16 protein-coding genes are annotated in these 22,172 nt (G+C 66.8%); 10 read left to right on the top strand and 6 right to left on the bottom strand.

What is annotated here, in order from left to right; all coding sequences use genetic code 11:
• The first annotated feature begins 179 nt into the window (after positions 1–179).
• The 9 genes from ACJ7C5_RS01895 (at position 180) to ACJ7C5_RS01855 (ending at position 12,045) form a co-directional block, all read left to right on the top strand.
• Complete coding sequence (locus ACJ7C5_RS01895; RefSeq protein ID WP_412702918.1) at positions 180–833, top strand: glutathione S-transferase family protein; 654 nt, start codon at positions 180–182, stop codon at positions 831–833.
• 77 nt (positions 834–910) lie between these two features.
• Positions 911–3,190: a thiamine pyrophosphate-dependent enzyme gene (locus ACJ7C5_RS01890; RefSeq protein ID WP_412702917.1), complete on the top strand. Its 2,280-nt coding sequence runs from the start codon at positions 911–913 to the stop codon at positions 3,188–3,190.
• A gap of 3 nt (positions 3,191–3,193) precedes the next feature.
• Complete coding sequence (gene asnB / locus ACJ7C5_RS01885; protein ID WP_412702916.1) at positions 3,194–5,137, top strand: asparagine synthase (glutamine-hydrolyzing); 1,944 nt, start codon at positions 3,194–3,196, stop codon at positions 5,135–5,137.
• A 66-nt stretch (positions 5,138–5,203) separates the two neighbouring features.
• Positions 5,204–5,764 (top strand): NADPH-dependent FMN reductase, encoded by a 561-nt coding sequence (locus ACJ7C5_RS01880; protein ID WP_032129634.1) that lies wholly within the window; start codon positions 5,204–5,206, stop codon positions 5,762–5,764.
• 212 nt (positions 5,765–5,976) lie between these two features.
• Positions 5,977–7,413, top strand: coding sequence for a replicative DNA helicase (locus ACJ7C5_RS01875; protein ID WP_032129633.1), 1,437 nt, complete (start codon positions 5,977–5,979; stop codon positions 7,411–7,413).
• 172 nt (positions 7,414–7,585) lie between these two features.
• Positions 7,586–9,829 (top strand): TonB-dependent receptor family protein, encoded by a 2,244-nt coding sequence (locus tag ACJ7C5_RS01870; protein WP_412702915.1) that lies wholly within the window; start codon positions 7,586–7,588, stop codon positions 9,827–9,829.
• Positions 9,829–11,418, top strand: a complete 1,590-nt coding sequence (locus ACJ7C5_RS01865; RefSeq protein WP_412702914.1) for an alkaline phosphatase D family protein — start codon at positions 9,829–9,831, stop codon at positions 11,416–11,418. The genes ACJ7C5_RS01870 and ACJ7C5_RS01865 overlap by 1 nt, the downstream gene beginning before the upstream one ends.
• A gap of 169 nt (positions 11,419–11,587) precedes the next feature.
• Positions 11,588–11,800: a hypothetical protein gene (locus tag ACJ7C5_RS01860; protein WP_412702913.1), complete on the top strand. Its 213-nt coding sequence runs from the start codon at positions 11,588–11,590 to the stop codon at positions 11,798–11,800.
• Positions 11,797–12,045: a hypothetical protein gene (locus ACJ7C5_RS01855; protein ID WP_412702912.1), complete on the top strand. Its 249-nt coding sequence runs from the start codon at positions 11,797–11,799 to the stop codon at positions 12,043–12,045. Before ACJ7C5_RS01860 ends, ACJ7C5_RS01855 begins: the two co-directional genes overlap by 4 nt.
• A gap of 25 nt (positions 12,046–12,070) precedes the next feature.
• On the opposite strand, the gene gstA is transcribed toward ACJ7C5_RS01855, so the two are convergent.
• Positions 12,071–12,673 carry a glutathione transferase GstA gene (gstA, locus tag ACJ7C5_RS01850; RefSeq protein WP_412702911.1) on the bottom strand — a complete coding sequence of 201 codons (603 nt, stop codon included), beginning with the start codon at positions 12,671–12,673 and terminating at the stop codon, positions 12,071–12,073.
• 123 nt (positions 12,674–12,796) lie between these two features.
• Between gstA and ACJ7C5_RS01845 the strand changes: the two genes are divergently transcribed.
• The gene (locus ACJ7C5_RS01845) at positions 12,797–13,693 is read left to right on the top strand and encodes a LysR family transcriptional regulator (RefSeq protein WP_233490792.1); all 897 of its coding nucleotides are present in this window, start codon (positions 12,797–12,799) and stop codon (positions 13,691–13,693) included.
• Between the two features lie 139 nt (positions 13,694–13,832).
• Here the strand turns inward: ACJ7C5_RS01845 and lpdA are convergent, their stop codons facing one another.
• From lpdA to ACJ7C5_RS01820, 5 genes are all read right to left on the bottom strand, one after another.
• Positions 13,833–15,269 (bottom strand): dihydrolipoyl dehydrogenase, encoded by a 1,437-nt coding sequence (gene lpdA / locus ACJ7C5_RS01840; RefSeq protein ID WP_008264626.1) that lies wholly within the window; start codon positions 15,267–15,269, stop codon positions 13,833–13,835.
• 63 nt (positions 15,270–15,332) lie between these two features.
• Complete coding sequence (gene sucB, locus ACJ7C5_RS01835; RefSeq protein WP_412702910.1) at positions 15,333–16,532, bottom strand: dihydrolipoyllysine-residue succinyltransferase; 1,200 nt, start codon at positions 16,530–16,532, stop codon at positions 15,333–15,335.
• Between the two features lie 40 nt (positions 16,533–16,572).
• Positions 16,573–19,404: a 2-oxoglutarate dehydrogenase E1 component gene (locus ACJ7C5_RS01830; protein ID WP_032129626.1), complete on the bottom strand. Its 2,832-nt coding sequence runs from the start codon at positions 19,402–19,404 to the stop codon at positions 16,573–16,575.
• Between the two features lie 186 nt (positions 19,405–19,590).
• Positions 19,591–20,487, bottom strand: a complete 897-nt coding sequence (locus tag ACJ7C5_RS01825; RefSeq protein ID WP_412702909.1) for a GNAT family N-acetyltransferase — start codon at positions 20,485–20,487, stop codon at positions 19,591–19,593.
• Between the two features lie 9 nt (positions 20,488–20,496).
• Entirely contained in the window at positions 20,497–21,909 is a 1,413-nt protein-coding gene (locus tag ACJ7C5_RS01820) for a ribosomal protein uL16 3-hydroxylase (RefSeq protein ID WP_412702908.1), read from the bottom strand.
• Between the last annotated feature and the right edge of the window lie 263 nt (positions 21,910–22,172).

Genomic DNA, 22,172 nt, shown 5'->3' with positions numbered 1-22,172 from the left:
CGGGGGGCGGGGTGGGGCGGGGGGGGGGGGGCCCCGGGGGGGGGGGGGGGGGGGGGGGCGGCCCGCCCCCCCCCCGCCACTACCGTGTTGCCATGCTGCACCCGCGCTTGGCATTCACAGACGCGCTTGCCAGACTGCACGCAGCCGGCCGCCGGCCGGATGTGATGGAGCAGGCAATGGTGGAAGAGCGCGTCCCGCTGACGGTGCATGGCATGTCGGTCTCGGGCAATTGCCACAAGGTCCGCCTGCTGCTGGAGCAGCTCGGCAGCCGTTACCGCTGGGTGGAAGTGGACAGCGCCCACGGCCAGACCCATACCCCCGAATTCCTGGCGCTCAACCCGAATGCCAAGGTGCCGCTGATCGTTCGCGACGATGGCCGCGTGCTGACCGAATCCAACGCGATCCTGTTCTGGCTGGCCGAAGGCACGCCGTACCTGCCCACCGATGGCTGGGAGCGCGCGCAGGCGTTGAGCTGGATGTTCTTCGAGCAGTACACGCACGAGCCCTGCGTGGCAGTGGCGCGCTTCATCCGTGGCTGGACCCCAGCTGATTCACCCCGCCGCGCCGAACTGCCACGCCTGCACGAGCGCGCCGCTACCGCGCTGGCAGTAATGGAGCAACATCTGCGCGAAGCGCAGTGGTTCACCGGCAGCGGATATGGCATCGCCGATATCGCGCTGTTCGCCTACACCGACGTCGCAGGCGAGGGCGGAATCAGCCTGCAGCCATTCCCGGAAGTGCGTGGCTGGCTGCAGCGCGTGCGTGAACAAGCGCGCTTCCTGCCGATGCCGGCGGTGACTGCCGAAGTGCGCTCGCGATTCGAGGCTGCCTGACTCTCACCAGGGTGACCCCCACAGGGTAGCGCCGGGCCATGTCCGGCGGAATGCAACAACGACACGGAGGGTGTTCGATGTTCGCTGTGGTTCCAGATCCGATTCCCGCACGCATGCGCGTGCTCAACCGCGCCGAAGTGTGCGACGTCAACTTCCTCGATGCGGTGCGTGGCTGGCGCGGCACCCCGCGCCCGCGCCCGGCACCGGATGCGCCGATCCTGCCGGGCAGCACGCTCACTGCCGCCGCGTTTGGCGAGCTGTTCGATTCGCAGCTGGCCAGCCGCCAGTTGGACCTGATGGCACGCGTGCTGCGCGTGCAGAACAAGGTCTTCTACACCATCGGTTCCTCCGGCCATGAAGGCAACGCGCTGCTGGCGCGGGCCTGCCGGCATACCGATCCAGCCTTCCTGCACTATCGCTCTGGTGCCTTCATGGCCGAGCGTTCGCGCCAGGTGCCGGGCATCGATCCGCTGCGCGATGCCGCACTGTCCTTCGCCGCCAGCGCCGATGATCCGGCCAGCGGTGGCCGCCACAAGGTGTGGGGCAGCAAGCCATTGTGGGTGTTGCCGCAGACCTCGACCATCGCGTCGCACCTGCCGAAGGCGCTGGGTACCGCGCTGGCCATCGAGAGTGGCAAGCGGCTGGGGCAGGCGCTGCCGATTCCCACCGACAGCATCGTGCTGTGCTCGTTCGGTGATGCCTCGGCCAACCACGCCGCCGCGCAGACCGCGTTCAATACCGCGATGTGGTCGGCCTACCAGAAGCTGCCGGCACCGATCCTGTTCGTCTGCGAGGACAACGGGCTGGGCATTTCGGTGAAGACGCCGGAAGGCTGGATTGCCGAGCGCTTCAGCCGCCAGCCGGGGCTCGACTATTTCTTCGCCGATGGTCTGGACCTGGCCACCGGACATGCACAGGTGCAGGCCGCGGTGGAACACTGCCGGCGCACGCGGCGGCCGACGTTCCTGCATCTGCGCACCACGCGCCTGATGGGGCACGCCGGCACCGACTTCGAGGTGGAATGGCGCGCGCTGCCGGAGCTGTGCGCGGCCGAGGCGCAGGATCCGCTGCTGCGCTCGGCACAGATCGCGATGGAATCGGGTTGGATGGATGCGGCCGCCATCGAGGTGGCCTACGAGACGATGCGCGCGCGCTGCATGGCCGCGGCGGCGGATGCCGAAGGCCGCCCGACGCTGCAGTCGCTGCAGGAGGTGATGGCGCCGCTGGCGCCGTACACGCCGGCAGCGGTGCAGGCCGAAGCACGGCGCGAGGTGCCCGCCGAGACGCGCGAAGCGCTGTATGGCGCTGCGGAGGCGCTGCCTGAGCGTCAGGCACCACGGCACCTCGCCATCCAGATCAACCACGGCCTGCAGGAACTGCTGGCGAAGTATCCGCAGAGCCTGTTGTTCGGCGAGGACGTTGCGCAGAAGGGCGGCGTCTACACCGTCACCAAGGACCTGCTGCGCCGCTTCGGCCCATGCCGGGTGTTCAACACCCTGCTGGACGAAACCATGATCCTGGGCATGGCGCAGGGCCTGGCCAACATGGGCATGCTGCCGATTCCGGAGATCCAGTACCTGGCCTACCTGCACAACGCCATCGACCAGGTGCGCGGCGAAGCGTGTTCGCTGCAGTTCTTCTCCAACGACCAGTACCGCAACCCGATGCTGGTGCGGGTGGCCGGGCTGGGCTACCAGAAGGGCTTCGGTGGTCACTTCCACAACGACAATTCGATCACGGCTCTGCGCGACATTCCCGGCCTGGTGGTCGGCTGCCCGTCGCGCGGCGACGATGCGGTGATGATGCTGCGTACGCTGGCGGCGCTGGCCCGGGTGGATGGACGTGTGGCGGTGTTCCTGGAGCCGATCGCGCTGTACATGAGCAAGGACCTGCATGCGCCGGGCGATGGCCAGTGGCTGTTCGACTACCCGGCCCAGGGCCAGGCCCTGGTACCGGGCGAAGGGCGGGTCTATGCGCCGGAGGCCGGCGACCTGGTGGTCTACACCTATGGCAACGGCGTGCCGATGGCGCTGCGTGCGGCACGGGCCATCGAGCAGCAGCTGGGCTGGCAGGTGCGGGTGGTCGACCTGCGTTGGCTGGTGCCGCTGGATGCCGGGTTCATCGCCGCGCAGGCCGCCAGCGCACGGCGGGTGCTGGTGCTGGACGAGGGCCGTCATAGTGGCGGGGTAGGCGAGGGCGTGGTCACCGCACTGGTCGAGGCCGGCTTCGGCCACCTGCCGCTGCGCCGGGTCTGCGGTGCCGATACCTATACCCCGTTGGCGGGGGCAGCAATGTTCGGGCTTCCAAGCGACAATGCGGTGATTGGCGCCGCCCTTGAACTGGCGCAGGAACCTTGATGCATGTGTGGATTGGCGGGAATGTTGTTGCCGGCGCCGGTGGCGTCGGCCGAGGTGCTGCAGGCGCAGGTCCTGGCCATGGGCGAGGCGCTGCACCACCGCGGGCCGGATGATGGCGGGCGCTGGGTCGATGCCGGGGCAGGCATTGCGCTGGCGCACCGTCGGCTGAGCATTCTCGACCTGTCGCCGCTGGGCCACCAGCCGATGGCCTCGTCCGATGGTCGCTACGTGATGGCCTACAACGGCGAGGTCTACAACTTCGCCGCCCTGCGTGCCGAACTGGAGCCGTTGGGGCATGCCTTCCGTGGCCACTCCGACACCGAAGTGCTGCTGGCAGCGATCCTGCAGTGGGGCATCGAGGACACCCTGCAGCGCTGCAACGGCATGTTCGCCATCGCGCTGTGGGACCGCCAGCAGCAGTGCCTGTGGCTGGCCCGCGATCGCGTTGGCAAGAAGCCGCTGTACTACGGCTGGGCCGGTGACACCCTGGTGTTTGGTTCCGAACTGAAGGCGCTGTGGCAGCACCCGGCCTTCGACAACGACATCGACCGCGACGCACTGACCCTGTTGCTGCGGTTGGACTACATTCCGGCCCCGCACAGCATCCACCAGCGCTGCTACAAGCTGATGCCGGGCCGCGTGCTGCGCCTGGATGCCGAAGCCGTAGCGGCGGGTGCATCGGCGCACCGCCCGGAACAGGCGCAACGCCCGTATTGGGATGCGCGTGCACGCATGCAGGCGGCGCTGGCCGCGCCGTTCCAGGGCCGTATCGAGGACGCCGAGGAACAGCTGGACGGGCTGCTGCGCGATGCGGTGGCGCTGCGCATGGTGGCCGACGTGCCGGTGGGCGTGTTCCTGTCCGGCGGCACCGATTCGTCGCTGGTGGCTGCGCTGATGCAGGCACAGAGCGGTCAGCCGGTACACAGCTTCAGTATCGGCTTCACCGGTTCGGGCCACGACGAGGCGCCGCTGGCCAGGGAACTGGCTGCGCATCTGGGCTGTGACCACACCGAACTCTACGTCAGCGGTGCCGATGCATTGGCGGTGGTGCCGCAGTTGCCGGCGATGTTCGACGAACCCTTCGCCGATGCCTCGCAGGTGCCGACCGCGCTGGTCGCCCGTCTGGCGCGGCAGGGCGTGACCGTCGCGCTGTCCGGCGATGGCGGCGACGAGCTGTTCTTCGGCTATACCCGCTATGTGCGCGCGCTGCGCAACTGGCAGATGCTGGGCCGCGTGCCGGGGCCGCTGCGGCGCTGGATGGGCGCGCGCTCCCAGCAGCAGGGCGAGGCTTCGCGTACCGGCGGCCTGGCCGCGCTGTTGGCCGAGTCCGGCGCGCGTGGCATCGGTGACGTGTACCGCAATCGCATCTCGCGTTGGCGCGATCCGACGGCGGCAGTGCCCGGAGCGCAGGCCGCGGGCAGCTTCTATGACCTGGCCGATCCGTTGCACGGTGCCGGCACACCGGCCGACGCGATGATGCTGGCCGATTACGTGACCTACCTGCCGGATGACCTGCTGTGCAAGGTCGACCGCACCTCGATGGCGGTCAGCCTGGAAGCACGCGCGCCGCTGCTGGATTCACGCGTGGCCGAGTTCGCCTGGTCGCTGCCGCTGGGCTTCAAACGCAGCGAAACCACCAGCAAGGTGCTGCTCAAGCGTGTGCTGGGCCGTTATGTGCCGCAGTCGATGGTGCACCGGCCCAAGCGTGGCTTCGGCGCGCCGGTCAGTGACTGGCTGAAGGGCGACTTGCGGCCATGGGCGGAAGACCTGCTGCAGCCCGCGCGGCTGGAGCAGGAGGGCGTGCTGTCGGCGGCCGCGGTACAGCCGCTGTGGCAGCAGTTCCTCGGCGGCCAACGCAAGTGGCATACCCATCTGTGGAACGTGCTGATGTTCCAGGCCTGGCAGGCGCATTGGCGGCAGGTGCGCGCGGGCGTGACCGGCGGCTGATCTTCACCGGCATGCAAGGGCCCGGCGTCTAGGCTGGGCCTCCCGCACCGTGAGGAGTATGTCCCGATGTCCGTCCCCACCATCGCCGTGTTCGTCGGCAGCCTGCGCAAGGATTCCTGCAACCGCAAACTGGCCCATGCGCTGGAGAAGATTGCCGGTGACCGTGCGCGCTTCCAGTACGTGCAGATCGGTGACCTGCCGCTATATGACCAGGACTTCGATGGCCACTATCCGGCGCAGGGTACCCGGCTGAAGGACCAGGTCCGTGCCGCCGATGCGGTGCTGTTCGTGACCCCGGAATACAACCGATCGGTGCCGGGCGTGCTGAAGAACGCCATCGATATCGGCTCGCGCCCGTACGGTGACAGCGCGTTTGCCGGAAAACCGGCGGCGGTGATCGGCGCCTCCATCGGCCAGATCGGCACCGCCGTGGCCCAGCAGCACCTGCGCAACAGCCTGGCCTTCCTGGACATGCACGTGCTCGGCCAGCCCGAGGCGTTCATTCATTTCAAGGACGGCCTGATCGACGCCGATGGCACGGTCCACAACGAAGGCACGCAGAAATTCCTGCAGGGCTATGTGGACCGGTTCCTGGCGCTGATCGCGGTTCACGTCAAGGGCGATTGACGCCAGCGGTTGCCACCCCCATCTGCGATAATGCCTGCTCGGGTGCCGCAACGGCGCCCGTCGCAGGTAGTGCGACGCCCCCACGCCAATCTGGCCAGGCACCGGCGGATATCCCCCGTTTCTCCACGGCTTATCCACAGGCTTGTCCATGGCCGCCGGGGTCGGCGCATGCCTACACTCGTCTGGCCCACTTTTGCAGGAAACACCGCAGCATGTCCGCTCGTCCCGGCTTCCGTTCCAACCGCAGAGAGCGCGGTGATGGCTTCGATCGCGATCGTGATCGCGACGAGTCGCGCATCGACCAGTTGCGGGTGCCGCCCCATTCGGTGGAAGCCGAGCAGGCGGTGCTGGGTGGCCTGATGCTGGCCCCGGAGGCCTATGACCGGGTCAACGACCAGCTGACCGAAGGCGATTTCTACCGCCGCGACCATCAGATGATCTATCGCGCGATCCGCGAGCTGTCCGAGCGCGAGCGGCCGTTCGATGCGGTGACCCTGGGCGAATGGTTCGAATCGCAGGGCAAGATGGAACTGGTGGGCGATGGCGCTTACCTGATCGAGCTGGCCAGTACCACGCCTTCGGCGGCCAACATTGTGGCCTACGCCGAGATCGTGCGTGACAAGGCGGTGCTGCGGCAGCTGATCCAGGTGGGCACCGACATCGTCAACGATGGTTTCCAGCCCGAGGGCCGCGAGAGCAGCGAGCTGCTGGCATCGGCGGAAAAGAGCGTGTTCGCCATCGCCGAACAGGGCGCACGCGGCCGTACCGATTTCGTGGCAATGCCCGGTGCACTGAAGGATGCCTTCGAAGAGCTGCGCAGCCGCTTCGAGAACGGCGGCAACATCACCGGCCTGCCGACCGGCTACAACGATTTCGATGCGATGACCTCCGGCCTGCAGCCGACCGACCTGATCATCCTTGCCGCGCGCCCGGCCATGGGCAAGACCACCTTCGCGCTGAACATTGCCGAATACGCGGCGATCAAATCGAAGAAGGGCGTGGCGGTGTTCTCGATGGAAATGTCGGCATCGCAGCTGGCGATGCGCCTGATTTCCTCCAACGGCCGCATCAACGCGCAGCGCCTGCGTACCGGCCAGCTGGAAGACGAGGACTGGAGCCGCGTCACCAGCGCGATCAAGATGCTGAAGGAAACCAAGATCTTCATCGACGACACGCCCGGCGTGTCGCCTGAAGTGCTGCGTTCCAAGTGCCGCCGCCTCAAGCGCGAACATGACCTGGGCCTGGTGGTGATCGACTACCTGCAGCTGATGAGCGTGCCGGGCAACAGCGAAAACCGTGCGACGGAAATCTCGGAGATCTCGCGTTCGCTGAAGGGCCTGGCCAAGGAACTGCACGTGCCGGTGATCGCGCTGTCGCAGCTCAACCGCTCGCTGGAAACACGTACCGACAAGCGTCCGGTGATGGCCGACCTTCGCGAATCGGGCGCAATCGAGCAGGATGCGGACATGATCGTCTTCATCTACCGCGATGATTACTACAACAAGGAAAATTCGCCGGACAAGGGCCTGGCCGAGATCATCATCGGCAAGCACCGTGGTGGCCCGACCGGCTCGTGCAAGCTGAAGTTCTTCGGCGAGTACACCCGCTTCGACAACCTGGCCCACGATTCGGTCGGTTCATTCGAATAACCGTGGTGCCGGCCGCTGGCCGGCAACCACCCATGGCCGGCAAACCATTCGAAACACCGAACGTCCGTATGTGGCGTGTAAATGACATGTAACGCGACGCTTCTACGATTCCGCCGCTGCTGCCCTTCGACGCCGCCCTTCGGCGTCCAGCGTGCCCGAGGAATCCGCCCCCATGTCGTCCCACGCTCCGCTCCGCCGCAATCTGCTGGCCCTGCTGGTCTGTGCTTCGCTGCCGTCGCTGGCTATCGCTGAAACCGCCCCCGCGACGGACGCGCAGTCGGCCACCACCCTCGATTCGATCTCGGTAATCGGCCGCGGCGAAGCCCGCCAGGTGCAGCGCGTGACCGCCGAGGACATGAAGATCCTGCCGCCGGGTGCCAATCCGCTGAAGCTGCTTGCGACCAAGCCGGGCGTGCATTTCGAATCGGCCGATGCCACCGGCGCCTACGAATGGTCCACCACCATCAGCCTGCGTGGTTTCAACCAGAACCGCCTGGGCTACACCCTCGATGGCATCCCGCTGGGCAACATGGCCTACGGCAACAGCAACGGCCTGCACATCAGCCGCGCGGTGATCAGCGAGAACCTGGGCGGTGCCGAAGTGTCCACCGGCATCGGCGCACTGGGTACGCCGTCCACCAGCAACCTCGGCGGTGTGTTCCAGTTCTACTCGATCGATCCGTCCACCGAATATGGGGTCGTGCTGGCACAGAGCTTTGGCAGTGACAGCGCACGCCGCAGCTATGCACGCCTGGAGACCGGCGATCACCAGGGCTTTGCTGCCTACCTGTCCGGCGTGTATTCGGAAGGTGACAAGTGGAAGGGCAAGGGCTCGCAGGAGCTGAAGCAGTTCAACGGCAAGGCCACCTACAACTTCGGAACGGACAGCAAGATCACCGCGCTGTTCAACGCCTCGCGCCGCGTCGAGGCCGATTATCAGGACCTGTCGCTGGAGATGATCGATCGCCTCGGCTGGGACTGGGACAACTACGCGCCGGACTGGGATCGTGCCGTGGCCGCAGCACGCGGAAAATTCAGCGGCGGCGTCAACAGCCCGTGGGACGCGTATTACTCCGGTCACGGCCTGCGCAATGACGACCTGTCCAGCATCGCCGGCGATTTCGGCCTGAACGAGTCGATGCGTTTGAAGGTCAACGTCTATAACCACAGCAACCGTGGCCAGGGCCACTGGTTCAGCCCGTCCAATCCGTCCAACCCGGGTACCAGCCGCGAGATCCCGATCTCGATCCGCACCACCGAGTACGCGATCGACCGCACCGGCGTGACCTCGGCGTTCACCTGGAACGTCGGTGGCCATGAATTGGAGGCCGGTCTCTGGTACGAGGACAACGGTCATAGCGTGCAGCGCAACTTCTACTACATCGACGGCCCGATCACCGACGATTTCTTCCTGCGCAACCCGGACCAGCGCGTGTGGCACCAGCGCTACACCACCATCACCCGCCAGTTCTACGTGCAGGACCGCTTCCGCCTGTTCGACGACCGCCTGACCATCGACATCGGCGCCAAGTCGCCGCACACCCGCACCAGCGTGCGCACGCCGCTGGGCAGCTACGCCAACAACAGCAGCCTGACCTCGAAGAAGGGCCTGCTGCCGCAGGCCGGCTTCAACTTCAAGCTCAACGAAGGCAATGAGATCTTCGGTTCGTTCGCCAAGAACGTGGCCGCGTACGCGCTGGGCGTGGGCAGCCCGTTCAACGTGCCGCAGGCCGCCTTCGATGCCAGCGCGAAGAGCCTGAAGCCGGAACAGTCGCGCACCATCGAACTGGGCTGGCGCGGCTATGGCCAGGGCTATGAAGCCTCGGTGGCGGTGTATGACGTGAAGTTCGACAACCGCCTGCTGGCCATCGCGCAGTGCGTGGGCATCCTCGGTTGCCCGGCACTGTTCTCCAACGTCGGTTCGGTGACCAGCCGCGGCGCCGAGGCGACCCTGCAGCTGAAGCCGATGCAGGACCTGACCTGGTCCAATGCGCTGTCCTGGAATGACAGCACCTACGACAACGATTACGTGAACAACGGCGTGGTGCCGACCCGTGGCAAGAAGACCGTCGACACGCCGGAATGGATGTTCGCCAGCACCCTGGCCTGGACCCCGGGCCCGTGGGACCTGCGGCTGGCCGCCAACCACGTCGGCAAGCGTTACGTGACCTATACCAACGATGTGTCGGTGCCGAGCTACTGGCTGGTCAACGCCTCGGTGGCCTATGACTTCGGCAAGCTCGGCCCGGCACAGAATCTGACCGTTGCACTGAACCTGACCAACTTGACCGACAAGCGTTACCTGTCCTCGATCAACACCAACGGCACCTACGCCGCCGATCCGACCCGCAGCCTGGCGACCATGCAGGTCGGTGCGCCGCGCCAGGTGATGGCCACCGCTACCGTGCACTTCTGATGCGCGGGCCTGTGGATCCGGAAAGCCGTCGTCGCCTGCTGCGTATGGCGTGGCAGGGCACAGGGGCGGCGATCGCACTGGCGGCGATGCCCGGGCTGGCCACGGCCGGCCCACGGCCGCGGATGGGGCGTGATCCGTTCACCCTCGGTGTCGCCGCCGGTGATCCGGATCCGCAGGGTGCGGTGTTGTGGACGCGGCTGGCCCCGGACCCGCTCAACGGCGGTGGCATGCCATCGCGGGCGGTGCCGGTACGCTGGTTCGTGGCTGAGGACCCGGGCATGCGCCGGCTGGTGCAGCGCGGCGTTGCTGCCGCGGTGCCCGAGCTGGCCCACTCGGTGCATGTGGAAGTCAACGGCCTGCGCCCAGGCCGCGACTACTACTACCGCTTCTCCTGCGATGGCGATGAGGAAAGCGCGGTCGGCCATTTCCGCACCGCGCCGCTGGCGGACATGCAGCTGCAGCAGCTGCGGTTGGCGCTGTGCACCTGCCAGGCCTGGAACAGTGGCTACTACCCGGTGCTGCGCGACATCGCGCAGAGTGACGTCGACCTGGTGCTGCATGCCGGTGACTACCTGTACGAATACAGCCCGCTGCAGAACGCACGCGGGCGCACGCTGGATGCCGAGCGCTTCAGCGGCGAGACGGTCAGCCTGGAGCGCTACCGTGACCAGTACGCGCTGTACAAGCTCGATCCGGATCTGCAGGCTGCGCACGCCGCACATGCGTTCGCAGTGATCTGGGACGACCATGAAGTGCAGAACGATTACTCCGGTGTCCATCCGGAGAAGCCCGGCGTGTCGATCGAGGACTTCATCGTGCGTCGTGCGGCGGCCTACCGTGCGTTCTACGAGCACCTGCCGATGCGCAGCACGCCTGCAGGCAATGGCGGCCTGCGCGTACATCGGCGGCTGCGCTATGGCGATCTGGCACAGCTGACCCTGCTCGATTGCCGCCAGTTCCGCCCGGCCAATCCCTGTGGCGTGGGCGAGTCGCCGCGCTGTGATGCTGCACTGGACCCGCGCATGAGCATGCTCGGCACGGGTCAGGAAGCGTGGTTCGCGCAGTCGATGGCGGCCGCGCAGGGCACGCGCTGGAACGTGGTGGTGCAGCAGCTGCTGATGGCACAGCTGCGGCTGGACGGCGGCACGTCGCGCGAGCGCTTCTGGAACGACGCCTGGGATGGCTATCCCGTCGCACGTAACCGGCTGCTGCAGGCCCTGCAGGCGGGCGGGCAGGGCAATGCCATCGTGCTCGGTGGTGACTGGCATTCCACCTTCGTCAACGACCTGAAGCTGGATTTCGACACAGCCGATGCCCCGGTGGTGGCCACCGAGTTCATCGCGCCGGCAATCAGCAGTGGCGGCGACGATACGCCCTATGGCCCGTACTACGGTCCGTCGATTCCGCAGAACCCGCATATCCGCTATTTCGACGGCGACCGCCGTGGCTGGTGGAAGCTGCAGCTGAACCGGCAGACCGTGGATGCCGAACTGCGCTTCGCCGACAGCGTGCTGCGCGCCGATGCGCCGGTGCGTACAGCGGCGCGTTTCCAGGTGACCCACGGCCGCCCGGGCGCAGTCCCGGTGTGAATCCGTTCGGTAGTGCCGGCCGCTGGCCGGCAACCTCCTGAATCTCCGGTTTCCCCACCATCGGTTTCATCGCTCCCAGCCCGGGTTTCGTCGCAAACCGTTTGCGGGCGGCCAGGGTGGGGCGCCAAGGTGTCCGCAGGCGGCAAGGTGCCGCCCCAAGGAGACCGTGATGAAGACCCTGTTCGCACTCGGTGTGTGGTGCCTGCTGTTCGTGCTGTGCTGGCCGCTGGCGATTCTCGCCCTGATCGCCTGGCCGTTCGTGTGGCTGCTGAGCCTGCCGTTCCGCCTGGTCGGCGTCACCTTCTCGGCGCTGTTCGCCTTCCTGCGCGCGCTGTTCATGCTGCCGGCGCGCCTGCTCGGTGGCAGAGCGGTGGCTGCATGAGGACGGTGCTGCTGGTGGGTCTGGTCCTGCTTGCGGGGCCGGTACTGGCCACACCTCCAACGCCGCCCTCGGTGTGGCTGGAACGCCAGCAGACTGCTGCGGCTGACGAGGCGAACGCTGCCGCGGTCTCTGTGCAGAAAGCCAAGGAGCGCTGCCGGGTCACGAAGGAATGGAAGGTCGGCGAGACGGTGGTGCAGCACCGGGTCTGTGAGGATCCACCAAAGAAGCCGGCTGGAAAGGTGTAGAGCCAAGCCTGTGCTCGGCTCCGCATCACGCTGCCTCTGCGCGCAGCGCCGCCTGCACGGCCGGTCGTGCGTTGATCCTGCGGGCATAGGCAGGCAGCGCCGGCCACGCCGCCAGATCGATGGAGAAGAAGCGGCACCAGCCAAGCACCGTGAAAAGGTAGGCATCGGCGACGCTGAAGTCTGGTCCCATGAGGAAGTCCTGCGTTGCCAACGTCTCCTGCAGCAGGTCGAAACGCTTGAACAGCTTCTGCCGGAAGAAGGTCTTGGCCGCTTCCGGCAGATCGGCGTTGAACAGCGGCGCCGAGCCGGCGTGGATCTCGCTGGTTACGAAGTTCAGCCATTCCTGCAGTCGCACCCGCTCCCAGCTGCCGACGGGTGGGGCCAGCGCGCATTCGGGTTTCAGGTCGGCCAGGTACTGGACGATGGCCGGGCCTTCGGTCAGCACCTGCCCGTCATCCAGCTCCAGCGCCGCGACATAGCCTTTGCGGTTGATGGTGCGGAAATCGCGGCCATCGGCGGTCTGTTTGGTGGCATTGTCGACCTTGATCAGCTCAAAGGGCAGGCCGAGCTCTCGCAGCACGATATGGGGGGACAGCGAGCAGGTGTAGGGCGCGTAGTACAGCTTCATGGACGGTCTCGAGGGAGAAAGGACGGCCGGGTCAGCCGGTACGAGGCAGTCTGCTGTGCGAGCTGTATCCGGTAAAATCAATCTTCGATTTTCCTCCCATAAGCTGGGCTACTGCCTGTCATGATGAATCTTGCCCACTGGCGCCTGCTGGTTGCGGTGGCCGACGAGGGAACCATCTCGCGTGGCGCTGACCGGGTCGGCATCAGCCAGTCCGGTGCCAGCCAGGCTCTGGCCCAGCTGGAGTCCTCCCTGGGGTTTGCGGTGTTCGTGCGCGAGCGGCGCCAGGTGGAGATCACCGCGCTCGGGCAGCGGGTGATCGAACACGCGCGCATCATGCTGGGCGGCCTGCAGGCGATCCGTGCGCTGGCCGATGACAGCCAGGGGTTCAGTGGCGCACGCATCCGTCTGGCGACCTTCCCGTCACTCGTTTCCAGCGTGCTGCCAGCGCTGCTGCGGGATTTCCAGCGCCGCCACCCGGGCATCGAGGTGGTGATCGTGGAGGGTACGGACGAGGAGGTCGAGCGCTGGCTCGAATCGGGCACGGTCGATGCCGGCGTGGTGATGAACCCCGCTGCCGATCGCGTCCCGTTGATGCTGGGCAGCGATGGGTGGATGGCGGTGCTGCCGCAGGCGCATCCGCTGGGGCGTCGCGCCACGGAAAGCGGGGTGGCCTTGAGCGAGCTGGCGGGCGAACCCTTCATCCTCGCAACAGGGGGCTGTGCGGTGAACGGTCAGCGCCTGATGGCGGACGCTGGTCTACAGCTGAGCGACGTACGGGTGACCGTGCGCGACTGGGCCAGCGCGTGCGTGCTGGCGCGCGAGGGACTGGGCGTCTCGCTGGTGCCGGAATCGACGTTGCCGGACGATCTCCACGGCCTGCGCGTGCTGCCGGTGAAGCCGGCCATCCGTCGATTGTTTGGCCTGGTCTGTTCGCCGGCGGGTCGCGCATCGCGCGCAACGCAGGTCTTCATGCAGGAGCTGGCCACGGCCGTTGCGGGCAGTGCGTCTGGATCAGCGTGAGCCCGCTACCGGCGGGGAGCCCGAGCGTGGGGGCGTCAGCTGCCCGGCAGGGTTGCGGGCAACAAAAAACCCCGCCGAGGCGGGGTTTTTCGTTTGCAGGCGCGTGCCGACCAACGGTCGGCACTTACCATGATGCAGATCAGTTCGCCTTGTGGATGGCGCGCTTGCTGACCGCCATTGCTGCGTCGTGGATCACTTCCGACAACGACGGGTGGGCGTGGCAGATGCGGGCCAGGTCATCGGCCGAGCCACTGAACTCCATGGTCAGCACGCCTTCGTGCACCAGTTCGGAGACGTTGGCGCCGACCAGGTGCATGCCGAGGATGCGATCGGTTTCGGCATGGGCCAGGATCTTCACAAAGCCCGCCGGCTCGATCATCGCCACGGCACGGCCATTGGCGGCGAACGGGAAGCTGCCAGCCTTGTACGGAATGCCTTCAGCCTTCAGCTGCGCTTCGGTCTTGCCGACCCAGGCCAGTTCCGGCTCGGTGTAGATGACCCACGGGATGGTGTCGAAGTTGACGTGGCCCGGCAGGCCGGCGATCAGCTCAGCCACCGCGATGCCTTCCTCGAAGCCCTTGTGCGCCAGCATCGGGCCGCGCACGCAGTCGCCGACCGCCCACACGCCGTTGACGCCGGTGTGGCAGTGCGCGTCGACTTCGATCTGGCCGCGTTCGTTGATCTTGACGCCGGTGCCTTCGGCCAGCAGGCCCTTGGTGGCGGCGCGACGGCCAACGGCCACCAGCAGCTTGTCCACGGTCAGGGTCTTTTCGCCTTCGCTGTCGGTGTAGGTGACAACGACTTCCTTCTTCTTGCCCTTGCCGGTGATCTCGGTCTTGGAGACCTTGGCGCCGAGGCGGATGTCCAGGCCCTGCTTCTTGAATTCCTTGGCAGCGGTCTTGGCCACTTCGGCGTCGGCCACGGCCAGGAACTCCGGCAGTGCTTCCAGGATGGTGACTTCAGCGCCCAGGCGCTTCCACACGCTGCCAAGTTCCAGGCCGATCACGCCGGCGCCGATCACGGCCAGGCGGTTCGGCACTTCGGTGAAGTCCAGGCCGCCGACGTTGTCGACGATGGTCTCGCCGTCGAACTTGGCGAACGGCAGTTCGATCGAATCCGAACCGGCGGCGATGATGACGTTGGTGCCCTTCAGCTCGACGATGGAACCGTCATGCTGGGTGACCTTGACCACGTTGCCCGGCTGCAGTTCGCCGAAGCCGTAGTAGGCGGCGACCTTGTTGGCCTTGAACAGCATGCCGATGCCGCCGGTGAACTGCTTGACGATCTTGTCCTTGCGGCCAACCATCGCCTCGACGTCGATCTTGGCATCCTTGAAGCTGATGCCGTGGTCGCCAAAGATGTGGCCCATGTTCCAGAACTGGCGCGAGGAATCCAGCAGCGCCTTGGACGGGATGCAGCCCACGCGCAGGCAGGTGCCGCCCAGCGCCGGCTTGCCGTCCTTGCCCAGCGCTGCGTCGATGCAGGCGGTCTTCAGGCCCAGCTGGGCCGCGCGGATGGCAGCGTGGTAACCGGCCGGGCCGGCACCGATGACGACGACGTCGAATTGTTCAGCCATTGAATTATTCCTTGATGCATTACCAGAACCCCTCCGCGCAGGCGCGGAGGGGCGGGAGGTTTCTTACAGGCCGAACAGCATGCGGCCCGGGTTTTCCAGCTGGTTCTTGATGTCCACCAGGAACTGCACCGAGTCCTTGCCGTCGATGATGCGGTGGTCGTACGACAGCGCCAGGTACATCATCGGCGCGATCACGACCTGGCCGTTCTGGGCGATCGGACGCTCCTTGATGGCATGCATGCCCAGGATGGCGCTCTGCGGCGGGTTGATGATCGGGGTCGACAGCAGCGAACCGAAGGTGCCGCCGTTGGTCACGGTGAAGGTGCCGCCCTGCAGTTCTTCCAGGCTCAGCTTGCCGTCACGGGCCTTCTTGGCGTAGTCGGCGATGGTCTTTTCGATGTCGGCGAACGACATGCGCTCGACGTTGCGCAGCACCGGCGTGACCAGGCCCTTCTCGGTCGACACGGCGATCGAGATGTCCGAGTAGCCGTGGTAGATGATGTCGTCGCCGTCGATCGAGGCGTTGACCAGCGGGAAGCGCTGCAGGGCATTGGCAGCGGCCTTCACGAAGAAGCTCATGAAGCCCAGCTTGATGCCGTGTGCCTTGACGAACTCGTCCTGCAGTTCCTTGCGCGCAGCCGAGACCTTGGACAGGTCGACTTCGTTGAAGGTGGTCAGCATGGCGGTGGAGTTCTTCGACTCCATCAGGCGTTCGGCGATGCGCTTGCGGATGCGGGTCATCGGCACGCGTTCTTCCGGACGTGCGCCACCGGCCTTGCCGGCGCCGCCGTTGCGGGCGAAGTTGACGATGTCTTCCTTGGTCACCGCGCCGCGACGGCCGGTGCCGTCGACGTCGGCCGGGTTCACGCCTTCGGTGATGGCGGTGAAGCGGGCGCCCGGCGGCAGGGTGTCGGCGGCCGACTTGGCAGCCGGGGCCGGAGCAGCAGCAGCGGCCGGAGCGGCAGCGACCGGAGCGGCCTCGGCCTTCTTCTCTTCAGCAGCCGGGGCCGGGGCAGCAGCCACGGCGCCTTCTTCGATGATCGCCACGACCTGGCTGGAGGTCACGGTCGAGCCTTCGGCGAACTTGATTTCCTTGAGCACGCCGTCGACCGGCGACGGCACTTCCAGGACGACCTTGTCGGTTTCCAGGTCAAGCAGGTTTTCGTCGCGCTTGACGGCGTCGCCCACCTTCTTGTGCCAGGTGGCGATGGTGCCGTCGGCGACGGATTCGGGCAGTACCGGGGCTTTGACTTCGGTGGCCATTGCGGGAGCTTCCTGGTTTGTCTTCTAAATAGGGGGAGGATTATTCAGCGAACGTGTCGTTGAACGGGTTGACCAGTGCGTCGGCGACCAGCTGCTGCTGTTCGCGGACGTGGTCAGCCATGTGACCGGCAGCCGGCGAAGCCGAACGTGCGCGACCGGCGTAGTGCAGGTTCTGGCCATCGGCCAGGCAGAACTGCAGGTGGTGGCGGATCTGGTACCACGCACCCTGGTTCTGCGGTTCTTCCTGCGTCCACACCACGTCGGTGGCCTTGCCGTACTTCTTCAGTTCGGCAGCCAGCAGCGCACGCGGGAACGGATACAGCTGCTCCACGCGGATGATCGCCACGTCGTCCTGGCCACGCTTGGTCTGGTCTTCCAGCAGGTCGTAGTAGACCTTGCCCGAGCACAGCACCACGCGCTTGACCTTCTTGGCGTCCGCGTTGGCGTCGCCGATCAGGTGCTGGAACTCGCCGTTGGCCAGTTCGTCCAGGGTCGACACGGCCAGCTTGTGGCGCAGCAGCGACTTCGGCGACATCACCACCAGCGGCTTGCGGGTGGTCAGGTGCTGCTGGCGGCGCAGCATGTGGAAGGCCTGCGCCGGGGTCGACGGCACCACCACCAGCATGTTCTCCAGCGCGCACAGCTGCAGGAAGCGCTCCAGGCGCGCCGAGCTGTGTTCCGGGCCCTGACCTTCATAGCCATGCGGCAGCAGCAGGGTCAGGCCGGAGATGCGGCCCCACTTGGCTTCACCGGCGGCGATGAACTGGTCGATGACGACCTGGGCACCGTTGGCGAAGTCGCCGAACTGGCCTTCCCAGATGCACAGCGTGTTCGGATCGGTGGTGGAGAAGCCGTACTCATAGGCCATCACCGCTTCTTCGCTCAGCAGCGAATCGATGACGGTGGCCTTTTCCGGCGAATCCACCAGCTGCCGCAGCGGCATGTAGTAGTTGTCGGTCTTCTGGTCGTGCAGGATCGCGTGGCGGTGCGTGAACGTGCCGCGGCCCACGTCCTGGCCGACCAGGCGCAGGGCACTGCCTTCGTCGAGCAGGGTGGCGTACGCCAGGTTCTCGGCAAAGCCCCAGTCGCCCGGGATCTCGCCGGCGGCCATCTTGCGGCGGTCGTCGTAGACCTTGGCCACGCGCGAGTGCAGCTGCACTTCGTCCGGGATGGTGTTGATCAGCTTGGCCAGCTCGACCAGCTTGTTCTTCTCGACCTTGGTCGAGATCGGGTCGGACAGCTTGCCTTCCAGCAGCTTCGGCCAATCGACGAACAGCGGGCTCGTCGGCGGGGTCTTCTCGACCTTGGCCAGCTCGGTGGTGACTTCACCGGCATCCAGCTTCTCACGGTAGGCATCGACCATCGCCTTGCCGGCACCGGCGGCGATCACGCCCGCCTTTTCCAGCTGCTCGGCGTACATCTCGCGGGTGGTGGCGTGCTTGCGGATCACCTGGTACATCAGCGGCTGGGTGATCGCCGGCTCGTCGGCCTCGTTGTGGCCCCAACGGCGGTAGCACATCAGGTCGATGACCACGTCCTTGGCGAACTTCTGGCGGAATTCGAAGGCCAGCTGCGCGGCGAATACAACCGCTTCCGGATCATCGCCGTTCACGTGCAGCACCGGGGCGGCGATCATCTTCGCCACGTCGGTGGCATAGCGCGTGGAACGCGTATCCAGCGGGTTGGAGGTGGTGAAGCCGACCTGGTTGTTGACCACGATGTGCACGGTGCCGCCGACGGCGAAGCCGCGGGCCTGCGACATCTGGAACAGTTCCATGACCACGCCCTGGCCGGAGAAGGCCGCGTCGCCGTGGATCAGGATGGGCATGACCTGCTTGCGTGCGGTGTCCTTGCGGCGCTCCTGGCGCGAACGCACGGAACCGGCCACGACCGGGTCGGCGATTTCCAGGTGCGACGGGTTGAACGCCAGCGCCAGGTGCACCGGGCCGCCGTCGGTGGCGACGTCGGCCGAGAAGCCCATGTGGTACTTCACGTCACCGGCCGAGGCGTGCTCGTCGTGCTCGAACTTGCCTTCGAACTCGTCGAACAGCTTGCGCGGGTTCTTGCCCAGGGTGTTGACCAGCACGTTCAGGCGGCCGCGGTGGGCCATGCCGATCACCACGTCCTTGACGCCATCCTTGCCGGCGCTGCGGATGATGGTGTCCATCATCGGGATCAGCGAGTCGCCGCCTTCCAGCGAGAAGCGCTTCTGGCCGACGTACTTGGTGTGCAGGTAGCGCTCCAAGCCCTCAGCCGCGGTCAGGCGCTCCAGGGTGCGGCGCTGGGTGTCAGCGTCCAGCTGGTAGTTGCCACCGGCCAGTTCCAGCTTCTTGTAGATCCACTGGCGCTGCTCGACCTCGGAGATGTGCATGAACTCCGCACCGATCGAGCCGGTGTAGGTCGCCTTCAGGCGCGCCAGCAGGTCACGCAGCTTCATGCGCGGCTGGCCACCGACGCCGCCGGTGCTGAACTCGCTGTTGAGGTCGCCATCGGACAGGCTGTGGAACGGCAGGCCCAGGTCCGGGGTGTTGACCGGTGCGGCCAGGCCCAGCGGATCGAGGCGGGCGTCCAGGTGGCCGCGCGAGCGGTAGGCAGTGATCAGACGACCGACATTGCGCTCGCGCTCGTCGCCTGCACCGTTGCCGGTACCGGCCTTCAGCGCATCCTTGGCCGCGTCCGCAATGTGGGAGATGACGGCCGAGTGCGGAATGTCACCTGCTTCGCGGCCCTTGAAGCCGTCGAAGTAGGTTTTCCATTTGGGATCGACACTATCCGGGGAGACCAGGTACTGCTCGTACAGGTCCTCGACATAGGAGGCGTTGCCGCCGGCGAGTTGCGAAGATTGCGCAAACTGCTTCAGTTGATTGTCCACGATGGAGGGTGTTGATTCGCTTTGTGGGGTATGGCTTCAGAAGGACCCGGCAGGAAGATGAATAGCCCTGCGCGGGCGCGTTCAAACAGCCAAATTGTACCCCCAACCGGACACGAAGGGGCACCACCACAGGCATCCCGCGTCCGCCGGTGCCGGTTCCAGACAGGTTGAGTCCGTTGTGCGCGCTCAGATGCCGAGCGCGCGCAGTTCGCTGCAATCGCGCGAACGGTCCCAGACGCGCTGCAATTGCTGCTCGAACGGCTGCGAACGTGCTGGCAGCGCGATGCCGGCCTCGCCGTCGAGGCGGTGGCCGATCAGACGAAAGTAGAAGTCGCCGGCATCGTTGAGCAGGCAGGCCGAGGCCAGCGCACGGTCGACCGGGTCGGTGACCTCGCGGAACTGGATCACGCTGGGTAGGCGCTGGGCCAGCGCCAGCAGCGGTGCCCCGGCAGCGGCGATCGCAGCGGCATCGTGCACGATCACCCGCAGCTGCTTGTCGTGACGGGCGGTGACGAAGCGGCGCAGGGCGGCCTGTATCGGGGGCGCGTCGAGCAGGCCCGGGTCCAGCTGGCGGCTGTGCAGCCACAGCTGGCGACGGGCGCGGTGGATGATGGCGGTGGTGATGGCCATCGCCTCGGCGCGGCTGTCGATGGCGCTGGCCGCCCCTAGCCGGCGGCGCATCTGCTGGTGGCCGATGCCGGCCTCCTCGAACACCTCGCCTTCGGGCAGGAAACCCTGGCGGGCATAGAAGTCACGGGCGGGCAGCTGGGCGTGCAGATGCAGCTCGGCCAGGCCGAGCCGGCGCCCGGCCTCCACCAGTGCTTCCAGCAGGGCCTCGCCGACCCCGTGGCTGCGATGGCTGGCCAGCACCGCCATGCGGCCGATGCGGCCATCCGGGGCCAGCCGGCCGGTGCCGACCGGCTGATTGTCAGTGTCCAGCGCCAGCACATGGGCACTGACCGGGTCCAGCGCATCGCGTTCCAGCTCGGCGGCGATGCCCTGTTCCTGCACGAACACGCGTTGGCGCACCTCGTGGATGGCGACGTGGGCATCGGCGTGGCTGACCTGCTGGACCCGGATCATGGCGATGGCTCAGGCCCGGCCGGCGCTGTCGTCTTCCTCGTCGTCCTCGAAGTTGACGATGACCTCGATGCCGTCGTCGTGCACGGTCACGGAGTGGACATCGTCGGACACCGCATCGGCGTCGATCGCATCCACGCGGTCACGGCCTTCGACGACCTCGCCGAGCACCACGGCATCCTCACCGTGTTCCTCGTCTTCGGCTTCGTATACCTCATTCGGGTCGACCAGCTGGAACACGCCACCGACCAGCAGCTGCTGGACCACCGCGCGGCCCTTGTCGGACAGGCCGCGATAGGCGGCGGCGTCGAGCTGCTCGGCACCGGCCAGGCGCTGGGCGTCCTTCACCGGCAGCGCGAAGTCCTGGCCGCTGACATACAGGCTGGCGCCACGCTTGGCCCGGCGCCAGGCCAGGCGGGCCCACGGGTGGCGCTGCAGCAGCAGGCCCGAGGCCAGCGCTTCGACCACTTCCTCCGGTGCCGGCGCGGCCTGGTGGGCCATCACTTCGCCCGCTGCACGGTAGGTGGTGATGAAACGGCCGAACCAGTCGCCCAGCTTGTCCGGGTCGTTCATGCGGATGGCGTTGAGCGCGGTGATCACCCGCGCCATCGCCACCGTGTCGATCTCGTTCGGGTCGGCCGGCACCTTCAGGTCGGCATCCTGGTAGCGGATGTTCTCGTCGGCATCGGCGATCAGGGTGTCCAGGTAGTCGCTGATCAGCTCGGCCGAGGACGGCGCGCGCATGCCGAACGAGAAGGTCAGGCACGGATCTTCGGCCACGCCGTGGTGCGGTACGTTCGGCGGCAGGTACAGCATGTCGCCCGGCGCCAGCACCCAGTCGTGGGTGGGCTTGAACACCTTCAGCAGCTTCAGTTCCACGTCCGGGCGGAAGCCCAGCGGCGGCTGCTTGCCCTTGATCGATTCGCTGGCATCGATCTGCCAGCGGCGGTGGCCATGGGCCTGCAGCAGGAACACGTCGTACTGGTCGACGTGGGCGCCAACCGAGCCGCCGGTGGCGGCAAAGCTGATCATCACGTCATCCATGCGCCAGCGCGGCAGGAAGCTGAAGTGCTCGATCAGGGCGCGCACGTCCGGGTCCCACTTGTCCACGTCCTGCACCAGCAGGGTCCAGTCGTGGTCGGGCAGGGCGGGGAACACGTCTTCCTGGAACGGGCCGGTGCGCACGCGCCAGCCGTCCTGGGTCTTGTCATGCTCGATCAGGCGCGCCAGCACGCCCTCCTCGCAGGCCAGCCCGGCCAGGTCTTCCGGCTGCACCGGGGTCTGGAAGTCCGGGAAGGCATTGCGGATCAGCAACGGGCGCTTCTGCCAGAAGTCGCGCAGGAAGGTGGCCGGCGCCATGCCCAGCGGCTGGCCGGGGCGGGCGGTGACTTCGATCAGGGGGGCGGAGGACTTGCGGGCGGCCATGGGGGAATCCTTGCAGCGGAAAGCGGGAGGGGCGGCGCGGCGGGCCACCTGAGGTCTCCATTGTCCGCCGTTCGCCGGGATTGCGCACGTGCGCGGGTTTGTCGCGGGGTGTCCGGCCAACGGCGGAGCCCCTCGTGGCGGGGTCTGGGTTGGTCGCTGAAAGCAAAAGCCGCGCTTGGCCGGGGGGGGGGGGGGGGGCGGGGGGGGGGGGGGGGGCCCAGTGTAAGCGACGGAGGGCACAGCAAGGGGGCCCCGCCCCCCCC

The organism is Nocardiopsis yanglingensis (assembly GCF_045809185.1).
GTDB lineage: Bacteria > Pseudomonadota > Gammaproteobacteria > Xanthomonadales > Xanthomonadaceae > Stenotrophomonas > Stenotrophomonas yanglingensis.
Note: the sequence above shows the minus strand (reverse complement) of the source record. Positions and strands in the feature narration are given on the sequence as shown.